The sequence below is a fragment of the Mesorhizobium sp. YIM 152430 genome (genome assembly GCF_029210365.1).
In the GTDB taxonomy this organism is placed as follows: domain Bacteria; phylum Pseudomonadota; class Alphaproteobacteria; order Rhizobiales; family Rhizobiaceae; genus Aliihoeflea.
Map to the genome: position 1 here is coordinate 223839 of NZ_JARGES010000046.1, position 21437 is coordinate 245275.

Genomic DNA, 21437 nt, shown 5'->3' on the forward strand with positions numbered 1-21437 from the left:
AACGGCGCTTACTTTGTCACGTATATAATTAGGGGCTCGCCGGAGATCATCTCACATCAAAGTCGCGAGGGGATAAATGGGGAGCGCTGAGGGCGTTTTCGCCGCGATGCGGCATGTTCATGAGGGCGGGGAGCCGTCTTTGGAGAATCTGGCGATGATCGCGGGGCGGTCGTTGCGGATGGTGCGGATGCGGGCCGAGGCGGAGGGCTGGAAGCCGGTGGCGGTCGGCAGCGTGGCCGAGCGGCGGCGGCGGATCGATACGCAATATGACCGGCTGATCGCCGAGATCGAGCGGCTGACGCTCGGAAGCGAAGAAGGGGAGGGACTGACCTTCGACAAGGCGCGCGTCGACACCATCATGGCGATGGTGCGGGCGCTGGAGAAAATCGGCGAAACCATGCGCTCCGACGAGGACGCAAAGGACAAGCAGATCAAAGACGATGCCGAACTTGCCGCCGCCCTCAAGCGGATCGACGAACGAATTCGAGAAATCGCCCGATATCACGCAGGACGGTTGGGCGCACCGGAACCTGACGGGGCGTGACGAGGCGCTGACGCGCGGTGAATGGGTACGCGACTGCCACGGCGCGCAATATCCGCCCGCAAGGACGAAGCCGACCTGGCTGGTGCTGGGCGGGCGCGGCGCGGGCAAGACGCGGCTCGGGACCGAATGGGTCAATGCGCTGGTGCGCGGATTGCCGCCTTTCAGTTGCGGAACCAGGCATGGCCGGATCGCGCTGATCGGCGAGACGCTGGGCGATGTGCGCGAGGTGATGATCGAGGGCGCTTCGGGCATCATCACGCAGGCACGGGGAAACCGTCCGCGCTACGAGGCGGGACGGCGCCGGCTGGTTTGGGATTGCGGCGCGGTCGCCCATGCGTTTTCGTCGGAAGACCCCGAAAGCCTGCGCGGGCCGCAATTCGATGCGGCCTGGTGCGACGAACTGGCCAAATGGCGTCATCCGCAGGACTGTTTCGACATGCTGCAATTCGGATTGCGGCTGGGCGAGCGGCCGGCGCAGATCATCACCACGACGCCGCGGCCGATCCCGCTCATCAAGGCGCTGATGGCCGATACGGACGTGACCGTGACGCGGCTCAAGACGATGGACAACCGCGACAACCTGGCCGCCGGATTCATCGAGACGATCCGCAAGCGCTATGCCGGATCGCGGCTCGAGCGGCAGGAACTCGACGGCGAACTGATCGAGGATCGCGACGATGCGCTGTGGTCGCGCGGGCAACTCGAGGCGGCGCGCCTCGATGGCCGGCCGGAGATGACGCGGATCGTGGTCGCGGTCGACCCGCCGGCGAGTTCGGGCAGGCAGGCGGACGCGTGCGGGATCGTCGTCGCGGGATTGTGCGCTGACGGACGGGCGGTGGTGCTGGAGGACGCGACGGTGCAGGGACTGAAGCCGCAGGGCTGGGCAGCAACGATCGTCGATGCCTATCACCGGCACGAGGCCGATTGCGTGGTCGCGGAGGTCAATCAGGGCGGCGACATGGTCGGCGCGGTGCTTTCCGCGGTCGATGCGAGCCTGCCGGTGAAGGCGGTCCACGCCTCGCGCGGCAAGTGGCTGCGGGCCGAGCCGGTGGCAGCGCTCTATCACCAGGGCAAGGTGGTCCATGCGCGCCGCTTTTCCGAACTGGAAGACGAAATGTGCGATTTCGGGCCTGCCGGCCTGTCGAACGGACGCTCGCCCGACCGACTCGACGCGCTCGTCTGGGCGCTGAACGAACTTCTTCTGGGGCGCGGACAGCAACCGCGCATCCGCAAACTCACCTGAAGGAATTGCCGATGGGATGGAAATGGCCTTGGGCGAGACGCCCGGAGGACGATGGCACGCGGCTGGAAACCCGGTCCGCAAGCCTGTCGCCGGGCTTCGTCGCGCTGCACATGAATGGCGAGGCGGTGTGGACGCGCGGCGACTATGCAGCGCTCGCCCGCGAGGGCTTCATGCGCAATCCGGTGGTGCATCGCTCGGTGCGGATGATTTCGCAGGCGGCGGCGACGATCCCCTTTCTGCTCTATGAGGACGGCGAGGAACTGACCGAGCATCCGCTGCTCGACCTCGTCGCGCGGCCGAATGCGCGACAGTCGGGGCCGGCGTTTCTGGAGGGGCTCTACGGGCACCTGATGATGGCCGGCAACGCCTATGCCGAACTGGTCGAGACGCCGTCCGGCGCGCGCGAACTGCACCTCCTGCGGCCGGATCGGGTGACGGTTTCGGCCGACCGGTCGGGATGGCCGGTGGCACTGGAAGAGCGGCAGGGGGCGCTAACGCGGAAGGTGTCGCTCAGTCTTGGCGAGGGCGGCGGGGCGCATCATTTTGCGCTCTTCCATCCGCTCGACGACCATTACGGCTTTCCGCCGTTGCAGGCCGCCTTGATGGCGCTCGACGTTCACAATGCGACGGGGCGCTGGAACAAGGCGCTGCTCGACAATTCGGCCCGTCCCTCCGGCGCACTCGTCTATGCGCCGAAGGAAGGCGGCAACCTGACCGACGACCAGTACGAGCGGCTGAAGGCGGAACTGGAGGAGGGCTATACGGGCGCGGTGCGGGCCGGGCGGCCGCTGCTTCTGGAAGGCGGGCTCGACTGGAAGGCAATGGGGCTGACGCCGCGCGACATGGATTTCATCGAGGCCAAGAACGCGGCGAGCCGCGACATCGCGCTCGCCTTCGGCATTCCGCCGATGATCCTCGGCATTCCCGGCGACAACACCTATGCGAACTACCAGGAGGCCAACCGCGCCTTCTACCGCCTGACGGTCCTGCCGCTGGTCGAGCGCATCGCGCAGGAACTCGGCGGCTGGCTGGCGCCGCGCTTCGGACGTCGCCTGAGGCTGCATTACGACGCTGACCGGATCGAGGGGCTGGCGGCCGAGCGCGAGGCGCTTTGGGCGCGGGTCGGGGCGGCGGAATTCCTGACCGATGCGGAAAAGCGCGAGGCGGTGGGTTACGGCCCGCGGCCGGTTGCGTGAAGGAGGCGACATGAACATTGCGATGGAAACGGCCTGGCTCTGGCTGGCCAAACTTGCCGGCGCGATTGCCGGTTCGGCGATCTCGGTCGCCTACATCCTGCCGCGCGGCCGGCGTGAGGCGGCGCTGCGGTTCACGGTCGGCGTCGTTTCGGGTCTGATCTTCGGCGGCGCAGCGGGACTGAAGATCGCTTCCGAACTCGATGTCGGATCGGCGCTCGGCGCCTTCGAGATCATGCTGATGGGCTCGGCCGCCGCGAGCCTCAGCGCCTGGTGGGCGCTCGGCCTCGTGATGCGGCTCTTCGACAGGGCGGACGGAAAGATGGAGCGGGGCGACAAGGGATGAACATGGTGAAACTGGAGCGCAAGCTGGTCGACGTGGCGATCGACGGCGTGGACGAGGCGGGCGTGTTCGAAGGCTATGCGAGCCTGTTCGACCGGATCGACATGAGCCGTGACATCGTCGAGCGCGGGGCTTTTGCGAAGGCGCTTTCGAAGAAGGGGCCGGGCGGCATCCGGATGCTGTTCCAGCACGATCCGGCGCAGCCGATCGGCGCCTGGACGGCGGTTTCGGAAGACGAGTTCGGGCTGAAGGTGCGCGGGCGGCTCTCGGCGGGCTCGGCCAAGGGGCGCGAGGTGCGCGAACTGATCCGCGACGGCGCGCTGGACGGGCTGTCGATCGGCTTCAAGGTGGTGCGCGGGCACACCGATCCGAAGACCGGCATCCGCCATATCCGCGAGGCCGATCTGTGGGAAATCTCGGTCGTGACCTTTCCGATGCAGGACGGGGCGCGGATCGCCAAGGGCGCCGCGCTGCCGACGACACGCGAATTCGAGCGCTGGCTGACGCGGGACGCGCAGTTCACGCGCAAGGAGGCGAGGCATGTGGTGACGCATGGCTTCGCCAGTCTGAGGCGCGAGCGGGACGCCGCGCCGGACGCAGAGACGAGCCTGGCGGAGCGTATCCGCCGGGCGGCACGATCCCTCAATCAAAGGACCATTCTTCGATGAACCATTCCATCGAGACCAAGGCGGCGACCGGCGAGATCGGCGATGCCTTCGACGATCTGATGACGACGTTCGGCGCGTTTCGCGAGGCCAATGACAGCCGGCTGTCGCAGATCGAAAAGCGCATGAGCGCCGACGTCATCACCACCGACAAGCTGGAGCGCCTCTCAGCCGCGCTCGACCGGCAGCAGCGCGCTCTGGACGAGATGAGCCTGAAGCGGGCACGACCGCATCTGGGCGGCGAACGCGGGGCGGCTGTCGCAATCGAGCACAAGCACGCTTTCGATACCTATGTCCGTGCCGGCGAGGACCGTTCGCTGCGCGACCTCGAACAGAAGGCGATGAACTACGGTTCGGGCCAGGACGGCGGCTATCTCGTGCCCGACGAGATCGAGACGGCGATCGGTGCAAGGCTTCGTGAACTTTCGCCGATCCGCTCGATCGCGACGGTGCGGCAGGTTTCCGGTGCCGTCCTGAAGAAGCCCTTCGCCGTCGACGGTCCGGCGGTCGGTTGGGTCGGCGAGACGGCGGCGCGTCCGCAGACGGCCACGGCCGCGTTGCAGGAGTTGCAGTTCCCGACCATGGAACTCTACGCCATGCCGGCGGCAACGGCGGCATTGCTGGAAGATGCGGTCGTCGATCTCGGCGACTGGATCGCCGGCGAAGTGGAGATCGCCTTCGCCGAGCAGGAAGGTGCGGCCTTCGTCAATGGCGACGGCGTCAACAAGCCGCGCGGCTTCCTCGACTATGGCTCGGTGGCTGAAGGCGACTGGGCGTGGGGCAGCCTCGGCCATGTCGCGACCGGCGTCGACGGCGCGCTGCCGGCCGAGGACGCCTCGGACGTGCTGATCGACACGGTCTATGCGCTGAAGAGCGGCTATCGCCAGAATGCCAACTGGGTGATGAACCGCCGGACGCAGGCCGCGATCCGCAAGCTGAAGGATGCCGACGGAAACTATCTGTGGCAGCCGCCGGCGACCGCGGGTTCGCGCGCGATGCTGATGGGCTTTTCCGTCGTCGAGGCCGAGGACATGCCCGATATCGGCGCGGATGCGACGCCGATCGCCTTCGGCGATTTCGGCCGCGGCTATCTGGTCGTCGACCGGGCGGGCGTGCGCGTGCTGCGCGACCCGTATTCCGCCAAGCCTTACGTGCTCTTCTACGTGACCAAGCGCGTTGGCGGCGGGGTGCAGGATTTCGACGCGATCAAGCTCCTGAAGTTCGGCACGGCGTAAAGGCAGGTCCTCTCCTGCCTGCCCGAATGACGTGCCCGGCCCCGGCAGCTACTGCCGGGGCCTTCTTTTCCAGAGACCGAGGTGGCGATGACCGCATTTCGAACGACCGGCCCCGAGGGCGAGCCGGTGACGCTGGCCGAGGCCAAGGCGCATCTGCGCCTCCAGCACGACAGCGAGGACGAACTGGTGACGGGCCTGATCCGCGCCGCGCGCGAGGAGGTGGAGGCGGCGACCGGGCTGGCGTTGATGGCGCAGACCTGGCGAAAGGTGCTCGACGCGCTGCCGCGCGACCGAACCGTGCGCCTGACGCCGCATCCTGTGCGTGAAGTTCTGTCGGTGACGGTTTTCGGCGAGGATGGCGAGGGATCGGTGGTCAATCCGGCGGGCTACGCCGTCGATGCGGTGTCGCGCCCGGCGCGTGTTCATTTTAAGACGCCACTCGTGCCGACGGCGAGCCTGAACGGAATCGAGATCGACTTCGTGGCGGGGCATGGCGAAGCGGCGACCGATGTTCCCGACCTTTTGAAGCGCGCAATGCTGGTGCTGGTGGCGCACTGGTACGAATTTCGCGGCGTCCATGGCGCGAGCGACCAACCGGTCTCATACCCGGCCGGTTACGAGCGGCTGATCGCGCCGTTCAGGCGCAGGAGGATCGCGTGATGGCGCAGTTCATCGATGCGGGAATGCTGCGGACGGAACTGATCGTGGAGGACGCGATCGAAAGCGGCGACGGGGCAGGCGGTGTCAGCCGCGAATGGATCGAGGTGGCGACGGTGTTCGCCCATGTCGAGCCGGTACGGGCGCGGATGCGCTACGGCGCGGACCAGCGTCAGGTCGACATCACGCATCGTATCACCCTTCGCCATCGCGGCGACATCTTCCGGCGGATGCGGTTTCGCCGCGGCGAGCGCGTCTTCGCCATCGAAACGATCTCCGATCCTGACGAGACGGCACGGTATCTCGTTTGCGAGACGCGGGAGGCGGGGCGATGAAGACGGCGATACGAACGACCGGCGACGATCTCGTCAGAAGCCTGCGCAGCCTGCTGCACGGCATGGCGGAGGATGTGGCGTCAGGCTATCGTCGCGACCGGGAGCGCCGGACAAGCGAGGAGGGGGCTGATGACAAGCGCGGCACTTGAGCTTCAGCGGGGCGTCTTCGCCGCGTTGCTGGCCGATGCGGACCTGAGCGCGGCCATGGGCACGGTGCGGCTTTACGACCAGGCGCCGGCGAATGCGAAATTCCCGTATCTGACATTCGGTCGGACCAGCGTCTATGACTGGTCGACCGATACGGAGACCGGCGCGGAACATCTTGTCACGCTGCATGTGTGGTCGAAGGCGCGCGGCAAGAGCGAATGCCACGCGCTGATCGAGACGGTGCGGGGCGCGCTCGACGACGCGGCGCTGGCGCTTGACGGCCATGCGCTGATCCGGCTGCGCATGGAGTATTCCGAGGTTCGCTACGAGGACGACAATGACGTTCATCACGGACTGATCCGGTTTCGCGCGCTGACCGAAGCCGCGGCCTGAATTCACTGACATCGTTGAACATTTTACCTGGAGGCCTTCATGGTTGCTCAGAAGGGCAAAGATCTGTTGCTCAAGCTCGACGCGGACGGGGCGGGCACGTTCGTCACCATCGCCGGACTGCGGACGAAGCGGCTGGCGTTCAATTCCGAAACCGTCGACGTCACCAATGCGGATTCGGCCGGCCGCTGGCGCGAGCTTCTGGCGGGCGCCGGCGTGCAGCGCGCATCCGTCAGCGGATCGGGCATCTTCAAGGACCAGGCGTCGGACGCGCTGCTGCGCGAGCGCTTCTTCGAGGGCGCGATCTTGGCCTGGCAACTGGCGATCCCCGATTTCGGCGTGATCGAGGGGCCGTTCCAGATCACCGCGCTCGAATATGCCGGGAGCCATGACGGCGAAATCACCTTCGAGGCGGCGCTCGAATCCGCCGGCGCGCTCACCTTCACGGAGGTTGCATGAACGTGAATCATCGGCGCGGCGAGATTTCCGCGACGCTCGACGGCTGCGCCTATCGGCTGTGCCTGACGCTGGGCGCGCTGGCCGAACTCGAAAACGCGTTCGAGGCGAACGATCTGGGCGCGCTCGTCGAACGGTTTTCGACGGGCAGGCTGTCGGCCGGCGACATGGCGAAGATCATCGGCGCCGGCCTGCGGGGCGGCGGCAATGCTGTGGCCGATGACGAGGTGCTGGCGATGCATTGCGACGGCGGGGTGACCGGCTTTGCCGCGATCGTCTCCGACCTTTTGACCGCAACGTTTGCGGGAGAGGCAGCTCCCGCAAACCCTTGACCGCCGCAGCAGCGCCGACGAGCTGGTTTCCGTGGGACGATGTCCTCGAAGCCGGCCTCGGCCTGCTGCGGCTGAAGCCGGCCGAGCTGTGGGCGATGACGCCGCGCGAATTCGCCTGGTGCGTCGGGCTGAACCGTGCGGCTCGCCCGGTGCCGGCGCGGGACGATCTTGGCGCGCTGATGGCGCGCTTTCCCGACCTTGAAGGAGTAACCGACGATGGACGAGACCTTCACCGTGTCGATCGAGGCCGACACGGCGTCCTTTGCCGCGGCGCTATCGAACCTTGAAAAGCTGTCGTCGCGCTTCGGCGATCAGCTTGGCGGGGCGCTGCGGGCGGCGACCGTCAGCGGCCGCTCGCTGGACGACATACTGCGCCGCATCGGCCTGAACCTTGCCGGCATGGCGCTGAACCAGGGACTGAAGCCTTTGAGCGGGCTGGCGTCGACCGCGTTGAGCGGGCTCCTTGGCGGCGTCGTGCCGTTTGCCAGAGGCGGAGTGCCGGGCTCAATCACGCCCTTCGCCCAGGGCGGTGTGGTGTCGGGCCCGACGCTCTTTCCGATGGCGCGCGGAGCCGGCCTGATGGGCGAGGCGGGGGCGGAGGCGATTCTGCCTCTGCAACGCTCGGCCGATGGCCGGCTGGGCGTGGCGGCGAGTGGCGGCGGCGGCGGTGTCAATGTCGTCTTCAACGTGACGGCGGCGGACGCAAGTTCGTTCCGCAAATCCGAAGCGCAGATCACCGGCATGTTGGCGCGGGCCGTCTCGCGCGGCACGCGAACCATGTGAGGCGATGATGGACGCATTTCACGATCTGCGGTTTCCGACCGCGATTTCCTTCGGCGCGACCGGCGGGACGGAACGGCGCGTGGAGATCGTCCCCATGACTTCGGGCGAGGAGAGGCGGAACCTGCGCCAGAGCCGCTCACGACGGCGTTTCGACGCCGGCACGGGCCTTCGCGCGCTTTCCGATCTCGGCCAAATCGTCGCCTTCTTCGAGGCCCGTCGCGGTGCGTTTCACGCATTCCGCTTCCGCGACCCGTTCGACCACAAATCCAGCGGCTTGGGTGACGAACCGGAATCGATGGATCAGGAGATCGGCATCGGAGACGGGGAAAGCTCCACGTTTCAACTTGCCAAGATTTACGGCGGCGGAGCGGAAGCGTATCGACGCGAGATCACCTTGCCGGTCGCAGGCTCGGTGCGGGTGGCGGTGGACGGGTTCGAGCTTGATGACAACGCGTTTTCCGTCGATGCCGGAACGGGACTGGTAACGCTCGGCGCCGCCCCGGCGGCGGGAAGTGTGGTGACGGCCGGCTTCCTGTTCGACATCGCCGCGCGATTCGACACGGACCGGCTGGAGATCAGCCTGTCGTCCTTCAAGGCGGGGCAGATCCCGTCGATCCCGATCGTCGAGGTGTTTGCATGAGCGATATGGCGACGACGCTGTGCTTGTGCTGGCGGGTGACGAAACGGGACGGGACGGCGCTCGGCTTTACCGATCACGACCGGATGTTTGTCTTTGGCGGCACGAGTTTTGAGCCGCAATCGGGGTTTTCCCAAAGCGAGGCGCAATCTTCGCTGGGACTGGCGGTCGATACGGCGGAGATCGAGGGGGCGTTGTCGTCGGTGCGGCTTTCGGAGGCCGAAATCGATGCCGGGTCGTTCGACGGTGCGAAGGTCGAGACGTTTCGCGCAGACTGGACGGCCCCGGAAGGCGCGCAACTGATCCGCGTTTCCGCCATCGGCAAGATCACGCGGCGCGATGGCGCGCTGGTCGCCGAACTCGAAAGCCTGGCACGCAATCTCGACCGGCCGGCCGGGCGCTATTTGCGGCGAAGCTGCGATGCCGAACTTGGTGATGCAAGGTGCGGCGTCGCCTTGGCGGGCTTCGAGGCGGCGGGCACGATCGTCTCGCGACAGCGAACCGGGACCTATGTCGTCGCGGGGCTTGATACCTATGCCGACGGCTGGTTCGGGGGTGGGACATTGACCGTCGATGGACGGGCCTGCCGCGTGAACGCGCATCGTTGGGGGACGGAGGGCGTTCTGATCGGCATTGAAGAAGCCGCCGACCTTGCGTCAGGAGCAGCCTTCACCATCACGGCGGGCTGCGACAAGGCATTTTCGACCTGTCGAGACAAATTTGCCAACGTATTGAACTTCCGTGGCTTTCCGCATTTGCCGGGCAATGACGTCGCCTATGGCTATGTCAGCGAGGGCGGGATTTTCGACGGCGGGGCGATCGTTCCATGAGGCGCGCGGCAGTGTTGCATGAAGCGCGGCGCTGGATCGGCACGCCCTATCGGCACCAGGGATCGCGACTCGGCGTCGGATGCGACTGCCTCGGCCTTCTGCGCGGCATCTGGCGCAGCCTCTACGGTCGCGAGCCGGAAGCGATGCCGGCCTATTCGCGCGATTGGGCCGAGATGCGCGCAGACGATCCGCTGCTCGAGGCTGCGCGGCGGCACATGGCCGAGATCGCGACGCACGAAGCGATGCCAGGCGACGTTCTGGCCTTTCGCTGGCGTCGGCATCTGCCGGCCAAGCATCTCGCCATTCTCGGTGAAAGCGAGACCATCATCCATGCCTATGAAGGCCATGCGGTGGCGGTCTCGCCGCTCGTGCCGGCCTGGCGGTCGCGCATCGCGGCGGTTTTTCGATTTCCAGACTGACCGGGGAATTTCATGGCGACAATCGTTCTACAGGCTGCCGGGTCGTTTCTCGGCGGCTATCTCGGCACGTTCGGCGCGGCGGTCGGCTCGGCTGCCGGGGCGATCGGCGGCTATCTCGTCGACCGCGCGCTGATCAACGGCACGCAGCGGATCGAAGGCCCGCGACTTTCGGGGATGCGCCCGTTTCAGGCGGAAGAGGGCGTGCCGCTGGCGCAGGCATTCGGCACGGGGAGGATCGCGGGAAATCTGATCTGGGCGACGCGTTTCGAGGAGGAGAGCCGGACTGAGCGACAGGGCGGCAAGGGCGGACCAAAGACCACGACCTACAGCTATTTTGCCAATGCGGCCTTCGCGCTTTGCGAAGGCGAGATCGCGAGCGTGCGGCGGATCTGGGCGGATGGGCGCGAGATCGACCGCGAGCGTTTCGACATCCGCATCCATCGCGGCAGCGAGGATCAGCAACCGGACCCGCTGATCGCGGCGAAACAGGGCGATGCGCCGGCCTACCGCGGCGTCGCCTATGTCGTCATCGACCGCTTTCCGCTGACCGATTTCGGCAATCGCCTGCCGCAGTTCCAGTTTGAGGTGGTGCGGCCGGTCGGAGCGTATCAGAACGATGTGCGTGCTGTGGCGCTGATCCCCGGCTCGACCGAATACGGCCTGTCGCCTGCCGAGGTGACGCGCGCGCGGCCGGGCGGCGAGACCGAGGCGGTCAACCGGCATGTGTTTCACGCAGGCAGCGACCTCGAAGCATCGCTCGACGAGATGCAGGCGGTGTTCCCGAATCTGAAGCATGTCGCGCTCGTCGTCACATGGTTCGGCGACGATTTGCGGGCCGGGACGTGCCGCGTGCGGCCCGGTGTGACACAGGGCAATCCCGGCGGTTTTTCGCAGGCGTGGTCCGTATCGGGCGTCGCGCGCGAGGCGGCCTATGTCGTCTCGCAGATCGGCGATGCGGCCGCCTATGGCGGAACGCCCAGCGACCGATCCGTGCTGGATGCCATCGCCGAGATCAACCGGCGCGGGCTGAAGGTGACGCTCTATCCCTTCATCATGATGGACGTGCCGGCAGGAAACACATTGCCCGATCCCTATGGCGGGGCGGCGCAGGCGGCCTATCCCTGGCGCGGGCGAATTACGTCGATGCCGACGCCGGGGCAGGCGGGAAGCCCGGACAAGACGAATGCGGTGCGGGGCATCGTCGCGGATTTTGCGGGCGAGGTCGGGACGGCGGATGTCGTCGCGGCTGGCGAGGACATTGCGTGCCTGCGGCCCGACGATTGGGGTTATCGCAGGCTCGTGCTGCATTATGCGAGGCTGGCGGCGCTTGCGGGCGGCGTCGATGCCTTCCTCCTCGGTTCGGAACTGCGCGGACTGACGACGCTGCGCGACGGGGCGAATGTGTTTCCGTTCGTCGACGTCTTGTGCGAACTGGCCGGGGAGGTGGCTGCGATGCTGCCGCAGGCGCGGATCAGCTACGGCGCGGACTGGTCGGAATATTTCGGCCACCAGCCGGCGGACGGATCGGGCGATGTCTTGTTCCATCTCGATCCGCTCTGGGCGCATCCGGCGGTTTCGGCGGTCGGCATCGACAATTACATGCCGCTGTCGGACTGGCGGGACGGTGACGAGGCGGGCGGCAACCCGGACGGGTTCACGTCGGCCAATGATCGCGACGGCCTGCTCGAAGGTGTCTCGCGCGGCGAGGGCTATGATTTCTTCTACGCCTCGCAGGAGGATCGGATCGCGCGGCAGCGCACGCCGATCAGCGATGGAGCCTACGGCAAGGACTGGGTGTTTCGCTACAAGGACATCAAATCCTGGTGGGAGAACCCGCACTTCAACCGCATCGGCGGTGTGGAACTCGCCGAACCGACAGATTGGGTGCCCGGCTCGAAACCGATCTGGATGACGGAGATCGGCTGCCCGGCGATCGACAAGGGACCGAACCAGCCGAATGTCTTTCCCGATCCCAAAAGCTCCGAAAATGCCGCACCGTACTTTTCAAACGGAGCCAGAAGCGATGTTGCGCAGGCGCGCTATCTCGAAGCGCAGCATGGTGCGTGGCAGCCGGATCATGCGGGTTTCGACGGCGCGCGCAATCCGGCGGCGGCGCTGGAAGGCGGGCGCATGGTCGATCCCGACCGGCTCTATGTCTGGGCCTGGGATGCGCGGCCCTTTCCCGCGTTTCCGACCTTCGGCGACGTCTGGGCCGACGGCGCGAACTGGTTCTTGGGTCATTGGCTGAACGGACGTGCAAGCGGTGTCGATGTCGCGTCGCTGATCGAAACGATCATGCTGCGTCACGGTCTGCCGCTGCCGGATGTGAGGAACGTCCATCAGACAATTGCAGGCTACGTCGTCGACGAGCCGGGCACGGCGCGCGCGGCCTTGCAGCCGCTGGTCGAACTGTTCGACCTGAAGGTGAACGAAAGCGGTGGAGCCATCACCTTTCGCGATCCCGAACTCGTCGGAGGCATCGTCGACCTGGTCGACCTGGTCGACGATGGCGGGGTGGTGGTCGAGACGGCAAGCGAAGCCGGAACGCAGGTCGCCAGCGAGGTCGAGCTCGCCTATCGCGATCCGTTCCGCGACTATCAGACGGCGCAGGTGCGGGCCACCGCATTCGATCCGGGCGCCGACAGCCGGTCGCGTCTCGGCTTCCCCGGAATGCTGGAGGAAGGGCAGGCCGCCGCGCTCGCGGAACGCTGGCTCGACCGACACCGGGCAGGGCGCGAGACGATCAGCTTTGCCACAGTTCCGGCCGAACTGACGGCCGGACAGATCGTGCGACTGCCTTCGCGTCGCGGCGACCGGCTCTATCGTGCCGAGACCATCGAGGAGGGTCTGACGGCGCGGATCGTCGCGCGGCGGATCGGCTTGCGGGCCGCAAGCGGCTGGCAAGGCGTCCAGCCGCCCGTGCGCCGGTCGCCGGCCATGCCCGGCCCGCCGGAAGCAGTCTGGCTCGACCTGCCGATGGGGCCGGACGCAGGCCCACCGGAAGAGCAGTTCCGCGTCGCCGCAAGGGCGCGGCCATGGCGCAGCCATCTGCTGTTCGCGTCGCCGCAAGCCGCCGGCTTCACGCAGCGCGCCCGGATCGACCGACCGGCAACCATCGGCCGGCTGGACGAGCCCGCTCCGCCCGGCCGCAGCGGCTTGATCGACCGGGTAGCGCGCCTGCGCGTTGGCTTGGAAGCCGGTTCGCTGGAATCGGTGACGCTTGCCGAGGTGCTGAACGGCGCCAATGCCTGCGCGATCGAATGTGAAGGCGGCGGATGGGAGATTTTGCAGTTTGCGGGGGCCGAGGAGATCGCGCCGGGACTGTGGGAACTCTCCAATCTTCTGCGCGGCCAACTCGGCACCGAGGATGCGCTTGCATCCGGCGCAATTGCCGGCGCCCGGTTCGTGCTTCTGGACCGGGCGGTGGTGGCGGCGGGTTTGCAGCAAAGCGAGATCGGCCGGGAACTTAACTGGCGATGCGTGCCGGCCGGATATGACCTGTCCGAGCGCTACGCGGCCGGCGTCGTTGCGAGCGGCGGTGTGCGGGCGCTGACGCCGCTATCGCCCTGCCATCTGCGCGGCGATTGCGCGGACGGCGCGCTCGTCTTCCGCTGGACGCGTCGTGGACGGATCGATGCTGATAGCTGGCTGGCGGCGGACATCCCGCTTGGCGAAGCCGACGAACGCTACCGGGCGACGCTTCTCGACGGGGACGAGATCGTTGCCGAGGCCGAGACGAACGAGGCGCAATGGCAGGTCGAGCCGTCGCTGGTCGATGGGCGCGCGGAGGTGCAGTTGCGCGTCAGCCAGATCAGCCTCGTGGTCGGGCCGGGCATGGCGGCCACGCGCTCAATCCAGATCAACATGTAGAAGAGGAAAAGACGATGGACATCGAAAAACCCTGGTATTCGTCGCGGACCATCTGGGCCTCGATCATAACGGTGGCGAGCGCAGGTGCGGCAGCCTTCGGCGTGCCGGTCGACGCCGTCGACGGCGCGATGCTGACCGACACAGTCCTGCAAGCGGTGGCCGCCATCTCCGGTCTGGTGGCGATTTTCGGCCGGCTTGCCGCGACGACCCGGATCAAGTGACCTGAAACTTGCAGCCGCGTTGTTCATTTGATGTTCAGCCCGACTGTAATAGAACGTCACATATGAAGAACAATCGCTTCCCGACTCTGGCATTGGCAGCATGGATGGCGCTCGGCGCAGTCGCATCCGCATCCGCGCTGCCGATTTTCTCTGCCGCGCCCGCGACGCCGCAGCGCATTCAACTCGCGCAGGGCGACTGTTATGCGGTCGGCCAGCAGATCGCTGCCGAAAACGGCGGGACGCTCGCCAAGGCCACGCCTGAAGATCGCGGCGGCCAACAGGTCTGCGTGATCGTGGTGCTGGTGCCCGGCCAGGACGGGCAGCGCCCCCGTCGTGCCGAATTCGTCGTGCCGATGTAATCTGCGGGCGCGATTCGCAATCGGACCAAGGGACGGGACTGAACAATGCGCATTCTGGTCGTCGAGGACGATAAGGATCTCAACCGCCAGGTCAGCGATGCGCTGGTCGATGCCGGCTATGTCGTCGATCGGGCATTCGATGGCGAGGAAGGTCATTTCCTCGGCGATACAGAGCCTTACGACGCCGTGATCCTGGATATCGGCCTGCCGCAGATGGACGGGATTTCGGTCGTCGAACGCTGGCGCCGCGACGGCCGGAAGATGCCGGTATTGATGTTGACCGCCCGTGACCGGTGGAGCGACAAGGTGGCCGGCATCGACGCTGGCGCGGACGACTACGTCGCCAAGCCCTTTCACATTGAGGAGGTGCTGGCCCGCCTGCGGGCGCTCATCCGCCGCGCCGCCGGCCATGCCTCGTCCGAAATTTCCTGCGGTCCGCTGCGGCTCGACACGAAATCCTCAAAGGCCGATCTCGGCGGCGTGCCGTTGCGCCTGACATCGCACGAATTCAGGCTGCTCGCCTATCTCATGCACCATATGGGCGATGTCGTCTCGCGTACGGAACTGGTCGAACATCTCTACGACCAGGATTTCGACCGCGATTCGAACACGATCGAAGTTTTCGTCGGCCGGCTGCGCAAGAAACTCGGCGTCGACATGATAGAGACGGTGCGCGGCATGGGCTACCGGATGCGCGAGCCGGCCGCATGAGCCTGGGCGGGATCTCGCGCCGATGATGCAACGGCGCCTGCGGCTCGGCTCGCTGACGGTCCGTGTCATCGCGTTCTCGACCCTCTGGGCGCTTCTGACGCTCGTCATCATCGCCACGGTCATCTCAACTCTCTTCCGGCAGGCGAGCGAGCGCGGTTTCGAAAGCCTTTTGTCCGCGCATCTGTTCAACCTGATCAGCACCGTCAGCGTCACGGAAGACGGCTGGTTGCAGGGCAACCCGAATCTCGGCGACCTTCGGTTCACGATCCCGCGCTCGGGCTGGTACTGGTCGGTCGAGCCCGTATCCGAGGGGCTGCGCGGCTCGCTGCGCTCGATCTCGATGATCGAAACGGTCGAGGCCCCGCCGACCGAAGAGGTGCCGTTCGACACCGATTTCCAGCGCCGCTACATCGAAATGGGGCTCGACGAGGAATTCGTCGACGTGTTCGAAAGCGAGTTCGTGCTCGACGATGCCGGGCGCGTGGCGCGCTTTCGGGTGATGGGCAACAGGTCCGATCTCGAGGCCGAGATCGCCGATTTCGAACGCCAGCTCTACATCTATCTGGCGCTGTTCGGTTTCGGCATGATCGCGATCAATGCGATTGCCATCTGGCTTGGCCTTCGACCGCTTTCGCGCGTGCGCCGCGCACTGGCGGAAATCCGCTCCGGCAGCGCACAGCGGCTGGACGGCAGTTTCCCGGCCGAGATCGCGCCGCTCGCCGACGAAACCAATGCCCTGATCGAAAGCAATCGGCGCATCGTCGAGCGCTCGCGCACGCAGGTCGGCAACCTGGCCCACTCGCTGAAGACGCCGCTGGCGGTGCTTCTCAACGAAGGCGCGGCGATGGGCGGGCACAAGGGCGGGCTGATCGTCGATCAGGCGACTGCCATGCAATCCCAGGTCGAACATTATCTGCAACGTGCCCGCGTGGCCGCGCAACGCGACAGCGTGCTGTTCCGCACGCCGGTCGTCGCGACGCTCGAAAGACTCGTGCGCGTTCTGTCCAAGCTCAACCGTCATCTCGACATTTCGCTCGACGCGCCCGATGAGGAAATCATCTTCAGCGGCGATAAGGAGGATTTCGAGGAACTGGTCGGCAATCTGCTGGAAAATGCCACCAAATGGGGTAAATCGGCAGTCATGGTTTCGGTGCGGCGCGACGGCGGCGACCGCAAGCCGGGTTTCGTTCTGACGATCGAAGATGATGGCCCCGGCATTCCCGAAGACCAGGCGCGGCTTGCCATGAAACGCGGCCAGAGACTTGACGAGACGAAGCCGGGAACCGGCCTCGGCCTGTCTATCGTGGCGGACCTCGTGAAGGAATATGGAGGGTCGTTCGAACTCGGCCGTTCCCACCAAGGCGGGTTGAGCGCCGTGATCCGTTTGCAACGCCAGCGCGATGAACTTGCCGATTGAAAGTCGTGCCGATGACAAAGTTCGGCCAAGACCCTAGCTTATGCGTTGCTCGAAATCGACGCGGTCGCCGCGTTCAGCATGGGACGTTTCAGCTTAGATGATCATCAGATTTGCAGGAATTTTGGCCGCTGGCCTGCTCGTGTCGGGATGCATGTCGTCGCCCTCGACCGGTGGATCGGCGCTGGTCGGAGCATTTGCCAGCCCGATGGGTGCGGCCAGCGCGCAGCCCATGTCGGCCAGTATCGCCGAAGCGATGGCCGGTGGCCTGATCGGCCGCACGCTTGGCGAGAATCTCGACCGCGCCGACCGCCAACGAGCGCTCGAGGCTGAATATCGAGCGCTTGAATATACGGCCTCCGGCGAATCCGTTAGCTGGCAGGGAGATGGACGCTTGTCGGGACGGGTGATGGCAGCGCCGCCCTACCGCGTCGGGTCGCAGAACTGCCGACAATACACCCATACGGTCAGCCAGAACGGCGCCGAGCGGGTCGGTCGCGGTACCGCCTGCCGCAACGAGGACGGAAGCTGGACGCCGCTCGTCTGAACCGGCGATACGAAAGGCCGCATCCCGGCGCGATTGGCAATCGACCCGTCTGCCGATAGGAACGGGCATGGTTTTCTGGATTGTCGCCGCAGCGTTGACCTTCGGGATATGTCTCGTGCTGCTTGCACCTCTGGCGCGCGGCCGGGCGGATGCGGCGGACAGCCGTGCCCATGAGATCGAGGTCTACAAGGACCAGCTTCTCGAGATCGACCGCGACACGGCACGCGGATTGATCAGTTCCGGTGAAGCCGAACTGGCGCGCGCTGAGATCGGCCGCAAGATCATCCGTCTTTCGGATGCGCGCGACGCGGCCGCATCGATGCCGCGATCGCATTCCCTCGCTCGTTGGATCGGGGCGCTCGCCATTTTGTCGCTGCCGCTGGTGAGTTGGGGACTCTATGCGGCGACCGGCTCGCCCGGTTATGCCGACCAGCCCTTGCAGGCCCGGCTCCACTCCGACCCGTCGCAGGCTTCCGTCGATGAACTGATCGCGCGGGCCGAAGCGCATCTTGCGACCAAGCCGGACGATGCGCGCGGCTGGGACGTGCTGGCGCCGATCTATCTGCGGCTTGGCCGCTATGCCGACGCAGCGACGGCCTTTGCGAATGCTTCGCGTCTCGACGAGCCGACCGCAGCCCGCCTTGCGGGCGAAGGTGAGGCGCTTGCGGCGGCTGCGAACGGACGGGTCACCGAGGACGCGCTGGCCCGCTTCGAACAGGCGCTGGCGCTTGCGCCGGACGATTTGCGAAGCCGCTATTTCGTTGCGCTGGCTGCCGATCAGGCGGGCAATGGCGACGAAGCCCGGCGGATGTGGCAGGACATGCGCGCCGACTTGCCGGAGGGATCGCCCTGGCATGGTGTCATCGCTGCGGCGCTGGAAAGCGACGGCGCGGACATGCTCTCCGAACGATCCGAGGCCATCGAAGGAATGGTGGCGGGCCTTGCGGCGCGTCTGGAAGTCAATTCGAACGATGTGGACGGCTGGCAGCAACTGATCCGGTCCTACATGGTATTGGACAGGCCGCAGGAGGCGCAGTCGGCTTTGGAGCGCGCGCGGGACGCCTTAGGAGCCGGTTCGCCGGAAGCCGGCCATCTGGCGGCCTTCGGACTGTCGCTCGGCCTTGAAGTGGAACGTTGAGATGGCGATGACGCGCAAGCAGAAGAGACTGGCGGTGATCGGCGGCGCTTTCGGCTTCCTCGCGCTGGCAACCACGCTGACGCTGGTCGCGCTCGGCCAAAAGGCCTCATATTTCTACACGCCCGCCGACGTCGCGGAAAAAGGCGTTGCCGCCGGCGAGCGCATCCGCCTTGGCGGTCTCGTCGCGACCGGTTCGATCGCGCGTGCCGGCGGGACGGATGTCAGCTTCGCCGTGACGGACCGGATCGACACGGTGACTGTTTCCTACAGCGGCATCCTGCCCGATCTTTTCCGCGAGGAGCAGGGCGTCATCGCGGAAGGATCGTTCGATGCGTCCGGCCACTTCATCGCCGACACCGTGCTCGCCCGCCACGACGAGAACTACATGCCCCGCGAGGTCGCTGACAGCATGAAGGCGCGCGGCATCTGGCAGGACAGGGAGTAGGCGCGCCATGATCGTCGAGATCGGACATTTCGCACTCGTGCTCGCCTTCGCGCTGTCGCTCGTGCTGTCGGTCGTCCCGCTCTTCGGAGCGCGCATCGGCGATTCCCGGCTGATGGGCATCGCCGAGCCCGCGTCGCTCTCCATCCTGGCGCTGATTGCGCTGTCCTTCGCAGCCCTGACGGTCGCCTATGTCCAGTCGGACTTTTCGGTCGCGAATGTCTGGGAGAATTCGCATTCGGCAAAACCGATGCTCTACAAGATCACGGGCGTCTGGGGGAACCATGAAGGCTCGATGCTGCTGTGGATCCTGATCCTGGCGGCATTCGCGGGGCTGGTGGCAATCTTCGGCGGCAACCTGCCGGCGACGTTGCGCGCAAACGTCCTTGCCGTGCAGGGCATGATCGCGGCGGCCTTCCTGCTCTTCGTCCTGGCAAGCTCCAATCCGTTCGAGCGCATCAATCCGCCGCCGATAGAGGGGCAGGACCTCAATCCGATCCTTCAGGACATCGGCCTCGCGATCCATCCGCCGCTGCTCTATCTCGGCTATGTCGGCTTTTCGATCTGCTTCTCCTTCGCCGTTGCCGCCCTGATCGAAGGGCGCATCGACGCGGCCTGGGCGCGCTGGGTTCGGCCTTGGACGCTGGCGGCGTGGGCGGCGCTGACGGGCGGGATCGCCATGGGCTCCTACTGGGCCTATTACGAGCTCGGCTGGGGTGGCTACTGGTTCTGGGACCCTGTGGAGAATGCGTCGTTCCTGCCCTGGCTGTCCGGCACCGCCTTGCTCCACTCGGCCATCGTGATGGAAAAGCGTTCTGCGCTGAAGATCTGGACGGTGCTGCTCGCCATCCTCACCTTCTCGCTCTCTCTTCTCGGCACCTTTCTCGTGCGCTCGGGCGTGCTGACTTCCGTCCATGCCTTCGCGACCGATCCGACGCGCGGCGTCTTCATCCTGATGATCCTGATCGCCTTCATCGGCGGTTCGCTGGCGCTGTTCGCCTTTCGCGCCTCCTCGCTGACGGCCGGCGGCATCTTCCATCCGATTTCGCGGGAAGGTGGGCTCGTCCTCAACAATCTCTTCCTGACGACGGCGGCGGCGACGGTCCTCATCGGCACGCTCTGGCCGCTTCTGGTGGAATCGGTGTCGGGCGAGAAGATTTCGGTCGGCGCGCCGTTCTTCAACATGACCTTCGGTCCGCTGATCGTGCCGCTCTTGCTCGCCGTTCCGTTCGGCCCGCTGCTCGCATGGAAACGGGGCGATCTCTACGCGGCGAGCCAGCGGCTGTTCGTGGCGTTCGGGCTGTCGCTCGCGATCGCGCTCGCCACTTTCTTCATCGTCGATCGCGTCAGCGCGCTCGCAGCCTTCGGCATCGCGGTGGCGTTCTGGCTGGTCTTCGGCGCCGTGACCGATCTTGCGCTGAAGTCGGGCATCGGCAAGGTCTCTCCTTCGGTTGCGCTGCGCCGCTTCATCGGCCTGCCGCGCTCTGTTTTCGGAACCGCCTTTGCCCATGCTGGCCTCGGCCTGACGACGCTCGGCATCGTTGCGGTGAGCGCACTGGAAGTCGAGCGGATCGCCGTCATGCAGCCGGGCGACGCGATGGACGTTGCAGGTTACGAATTGCGCTTCGATGGACTGTTCCCGGTTCAGGGGCCGAACTTTACCGAAGAACAGGGCCGCTTCACCTATTCGGACCGTTCCGGCCGCGAGCGCGGCGAGATCGTTTCGTCCAAGCGTCTTTACACTGCGCGCCAGATGCCGACGACCGAAGCCGGCATCGCCTCGCGCGGCTTCAGCCAGCTTTATGTGGCGCTCGGCGACCGGGCGCCCGATGGCGGGATAGTCGTGCGCGCCTGGTGGAAACCGCAGGTGCTGTTCATCTGGATCGGCTGCGTGGCGATGATGCTCGGCGGCGCGATTTCGCTGCTCGACAGACGGCTGCGTGTCGGAGCGCCCGCCGCGCGTCGGGCCAGACCCGCCCGACCCGCCATCGAGCCGGCCGAATGATCGCGCGCTGGCTGATCCTTGTCTGGTTCGCATTCTGGACCGTCGCCGCCCATGCCGTGCTGGCCCCGAATGAGATGCTCGACGATCCGGCGCTGGAGGCGCGCGCGCGGGCGCTGTCGGCCGGATTGCGCTGCATGGTGTGTCAGAATCAGTCGATCGACGATTCCGATGCCGAACTTGCCCGCGACCTGCGCGTGCTCGTTCGCGAACGCATCGCCGCGGGTGACAGCGACGAAGCGGTGATGGACTATGTCGTCTCGCGCTATGGCGAGTTCGTTCTGCTCAGGCCGACCTTCACGGCCCGCAATGCGCTTTTGTGGGGAATGCCGGTCATCCTGCTCGTCGGCGGCGGCGCATTCCTGATTCTTTCGGCACGCCGCCGCAGGACGAGTGCCGGCGGATTGAGCGACGAGGAAGCGCGCAGGCTCGACGATATTCTCGGACACCGGGACTGACATTACGAAAGTTTCATGTCGGGGAAATGGCGCCGTAATGTCGCCGCGCCTATCTCTTGGTCCATG

General features: G+C 66.1%; 27 protein-coding genes. All 27 read left to right on the plus strand.

Annotated elements, in window-relative coordinates:
- Positions 1 to 76: 76 nt before the first annotated feature.
- The 27 genes from PZ895_RS16260 (at position 77) to PZ895_RS16390 (ending at position 21371) form a co-directional block, all read left to right on the plus strand.
- On the plus strand, positions 77 to 544 hold the full coding sequence (locus tag PZ895_RS16260; protein WP_275840039.1) for a hypothetical protein: 468 nt from the start codon (positions 77 to 79) through the stop codon (positions 542 to 544).
- A complete protein-coding gene (locus PZ895_RS16265) occupies positions 441 to 1787 on the plus strand; it encodes a terminase family protein (protein WP_275840040.1) in 1347 nt (448 codons plus the stop codon). Before PZ895_RS16260 ends, PZ895_RS16265 begins: the two co-directional genes overlap by 104 nt.
- 11 nt (positions 1788 to 1798) lie before the next feature.
- Complete coding sequence (locus tag PZ895_RS16270; RefSeq protein ID WP_275840041.1) at positions 1799 to 2983, plus strand: phage portal protein; 1185 nt, start codon at positions 1799 to 1801, stop codon at positions 2981 to 2983.
- 10 nt (positions 2984 to 2993) lie between these two features.
- The gene (locus tag PZ895_RS16275; protein WP_275840042.1) at positions 2994 to 3326 is read left to right on the plus strand and encodes a DUF6107 family protein; all 333 of its coding nucleotides are present in this window, start codon (positions 2994 to 2996) and stop codon (positions 3324 to 3326) included.
- Positions 3323 to 3991 (plus strand): HK97 family phage prohead protease, encoded by a 669-nt coding sequence (locus tag PZ895_RS16280; RefSeq protein ID WP_275840043.1) that lies wholly within the window; start codon positions 3323 to 3325, stop codon positions 3989 to 3991. The genes PZ895_RS16275 and PZ895_RS16280 overlap by 4 nt, the downstream gene beginning before the upstream one ends.
- Positions 3988 to 5223, plus strand: coding sequence for a phage major capsid protein (locus PZ895_RS16285; RefSeq protein WP_275840044.1), 1236 nt, complete (start codon positions 3988 to 3990; stop codon positions 5221 to 5223). Before PZ895_RS16280 ends, PZ895_RS16285 begins: the two co-directional genes overlap by 4 nt.
- Positions 5224 to 5310: 87 nt before the next feature.
- On the plus strand, positions 5311 to 5883 hold the full coding sequence (locus PZ895_RS16290) for a head-tail connector protein (protein ID WP_275840045.1): 573 nt from the start codon (positions 5311 to 5313) through the stop codon (positions 5881 to 5883).
- The gene (locus PZ895_RS16295; RefSeq protein ID WP_275840046.1) at positions 5883 to 6215 is read left to right on the plus strand and encodes a phage head closure protein; all 333 of its coding nucleotides are present in this window, start codon (positions 5883 to 5885) and stop codon (positions 6213 to 6215) included. Before PZ895_RS16290 ends, PZ895_RS16295 begins: the two co-directional genes overlap by 1 nt.
- On the plus strand, positions 6212 to 6364 hold the full coding sequence (locus PZ895_RS16300) for a hypothetical protein (RefSeq protein ID WP_275840047.1): 153 nt from the start codon (positions 6212 to 6214) through the stop codon (positions 6362 to 6364). The genes PZ895_RS16295 and PZ895_RS16300 overlap by 4 nt, the downstream gene beginning before the upstream one ends.
- A complete protein-coding gene (locus tag PZ895_RS16305) occupies positions 6345 to 6755 on the plus strand; it encodes a DUF3168 domain-containing protein (RefSeq protein ID WP_275840048.1) in 411 nt (136 codons plus the stop codon). Before PZ895_RS16300 ends, PZ895_RS16305 begins: the two co-directional genes overlap by 20 nt.
- Before the next feature lie 39 nt (positions 6756 to 6794).
- The gene (locus PZ895_RS16310) at positions 6795 to 7211 is read left to right on the plus strand and encodes a phage major tail protein, TP901-1 family (protein ID WP_275840049.1); all 417 of its coding nucleotides are present in this window, start codon (positions 6795 to 6797) and stop codon (positions 7209 to 7211) included.
- Entirely contained in the window at positions 7208 to 7540 is a 333-nt protein-coding gene (locus PZ895_RS16315) for a gene transfer agent family protein (protein WP_275840050.1), read from the plus strand. Before PZ895_RS16310 ends, PZ895_RS16315 begins: the two co-directional genes overlap by 4 nt.
- Positions 7537 to 7827: a phage tail assembly chaperone gene (locus PZ895_RS16320; RefSeq protein WP_275840051.1), complete on the plus strand. Its 291-nt coding sequence runs from the start codon at positions 7537 to 7539 to the stop codon at positions 7825 to 7827. The genes PZ895_RS16315 and PZ895_RS16320 overlap by 4 nt, the downstream gene beginning before the upstream one ends.
- Entirely contained in the window at positions 7757 to 8323 is a 567-nt protein-coding gene (locus PZ895_RS16325; RefSeq protein WP_275840052.1) for a phage tail tape measure protein, read from the plus strand. The genes PZ895_RS16320 and PZ895_RS16325 overlap by 71 nt, the downstream gene beginning before the upstream one ends.
- 4 nt (positions 8324 to 8327) lie before the next feature.
- Positions 8328 to 8963 (plus strand): DUF2460 domain-containing protein, encoded by a 636-nt coding sequence (locus PZ895_RS16330; protein WP_275840053.1) that lies wholly within the window; start codon positions 8328 to 8330, stop codon positions 8961 to 8963.
- Entirely contained in the window at positions 8960 to 9790 is an 831-nt protein-coding gene (locus tag PZ895_RS16335; protein WP_275840054.1) for a DUF2163 domain-containing protein, read from the plus strand. Before PZ895_RS16330 ends, PZ895_RS16335 begins: the two co-directional genes overlap by 4 nt.
- Positions 9787 to 10209, plus strand: a complete 423-nt coding sequence (locus PZ895_RS16340; protein ID WP_275840055.1) for an NlpC/P60 family protein — start codon at positions 9787 to 9789, stop codon at positions 10207 to 10209. Before PZ895_RS16335 ends, PZ895_RS16340 begins: the two co-directional genes overlap by 4 nt.
- Positions 10210 to 10221: 12 nt before the next feature.
- On the plus strand, positions 10222 to 14079 hold the full coding sequence (locus tag PZ895_RS16345) for a glycoside hydrolase/phage tail family protein (protein WP_275840056.1): 3858 nt from the start codon (positions 10222 to 10224) through the stop codon (positions 14077 to 14079).
- Positions 14080 to 14093: 14 nt separating this feature from the next.
- The gene (locus tag PZ895_RS16350) at positions 14094 to 14300 is read left to right on the plus strand and encodes a hypothetical protein (RefSeq protein ID WP_275840057.1); all 207 of its coding nucleotides are present in this window, start codon (positions 14094 to 14096) and stop codon (positions 14298 to 14300) included.
- Between the two features lie 62 nt (positions 14301 to 14362).
- Positions 14363 to 14659 carry a hypothetical protein gene (locus PZ895_RS16355; RefSeq protein ID WP_275840058.1) on the plus strand — a complete coding sequence of 99 codons (297 nt, stop codon included), beginning with the start codon at positions 14363 to 14365 and terminating at the stop codon, positions 14657 to 14659.
- Between the two features lie 45 nt (positions 14660 to 14704).
- Complete coding sequence (locus PZ895_RS16360; protein WP_275840059.1) at positions 14705 to 15370, plus strand: response regulator transcription factor; 666 nt, start codon at positions 14705 to 14707, stop codon at positions 15368 to 15370.
- A gap of 25 nt (positions 15371 to 15395) precedes the next feature.
- Complete coding sequence (locus PZ895_RS16365) at positions 15396 to 16787, plus strand: ATP-binding protein (protein WP_275840084.1); 1392 nt, start codon at positions 15396 to 15398, stop codon at positions 16785 to 16787.
- A 97-nt stretch (positions 16788 to 16884) separates the two neighbouring features.
- Positions 16885 to 17331, plus strand: a complete 447-nt coding sequence (locus tag PZ895_RS16370; protein ID WP_275840060.1) for a hypothetical protein — start codon at positions 16885 to 16887, stop codon at positions 17329 to 17331.
- Between the two features lie 67 nt (positions 17332 to 17398).
- The gene (ccmI, locus tag PZ895_RS16375) at positions 17399 to 18469 is read left to right on the plus strand and encodes a c-type cytochrome biogenesis protein CcmI (protein ID WP_275840061.1); all 1071 of its coding nucleotides are present in this window, start codon (positions 17399 to 17401) and stop codon (positions 18467 to 18469) included.
- Positions 18470 to 18476: 7 nt separating this feature from the next.
- Complete coding sequence (gene ccmE / locus PZ895_RS16380; protein ID WP_275840085.1) at positions 18477 to 18914, plus strand: cytochrome c maturation protein CcmE; 438 nt, start codon at positions 18477 to 18479, stop codon at positions 18912 to 18914.
- 7 nt (positions 18915 to 18921) lie between these two features.
- Positions 18922 to 20916 (plus strand): heme lyase CcmF/NrfE family subunit, encoded by a 1995-nt coding sequence (locus PZ895_RS16385; protein WP_275840062.1) that lies wholly within the window; start codon positions 18922 to 18924, stop codon positions 20914 to 20916.
- Positions 20913 to 21371, plus strand: coding sequence for a cytochrome c-type biogenesis protein (locus PZ895_RS16390; protein WP_275840063.1), 459 nt, complete (start codon positions 20913 to 20915; stop codon positions 21369 to 21371). The genes PZ895_RS16385 and PZ895_RS16390 overlap by 4 nt, the downstream gene beginning before the upstream one ends.
- The last annotated feature ends 66 nt before the right edge of the window (positions 21372 to 21437 follow it).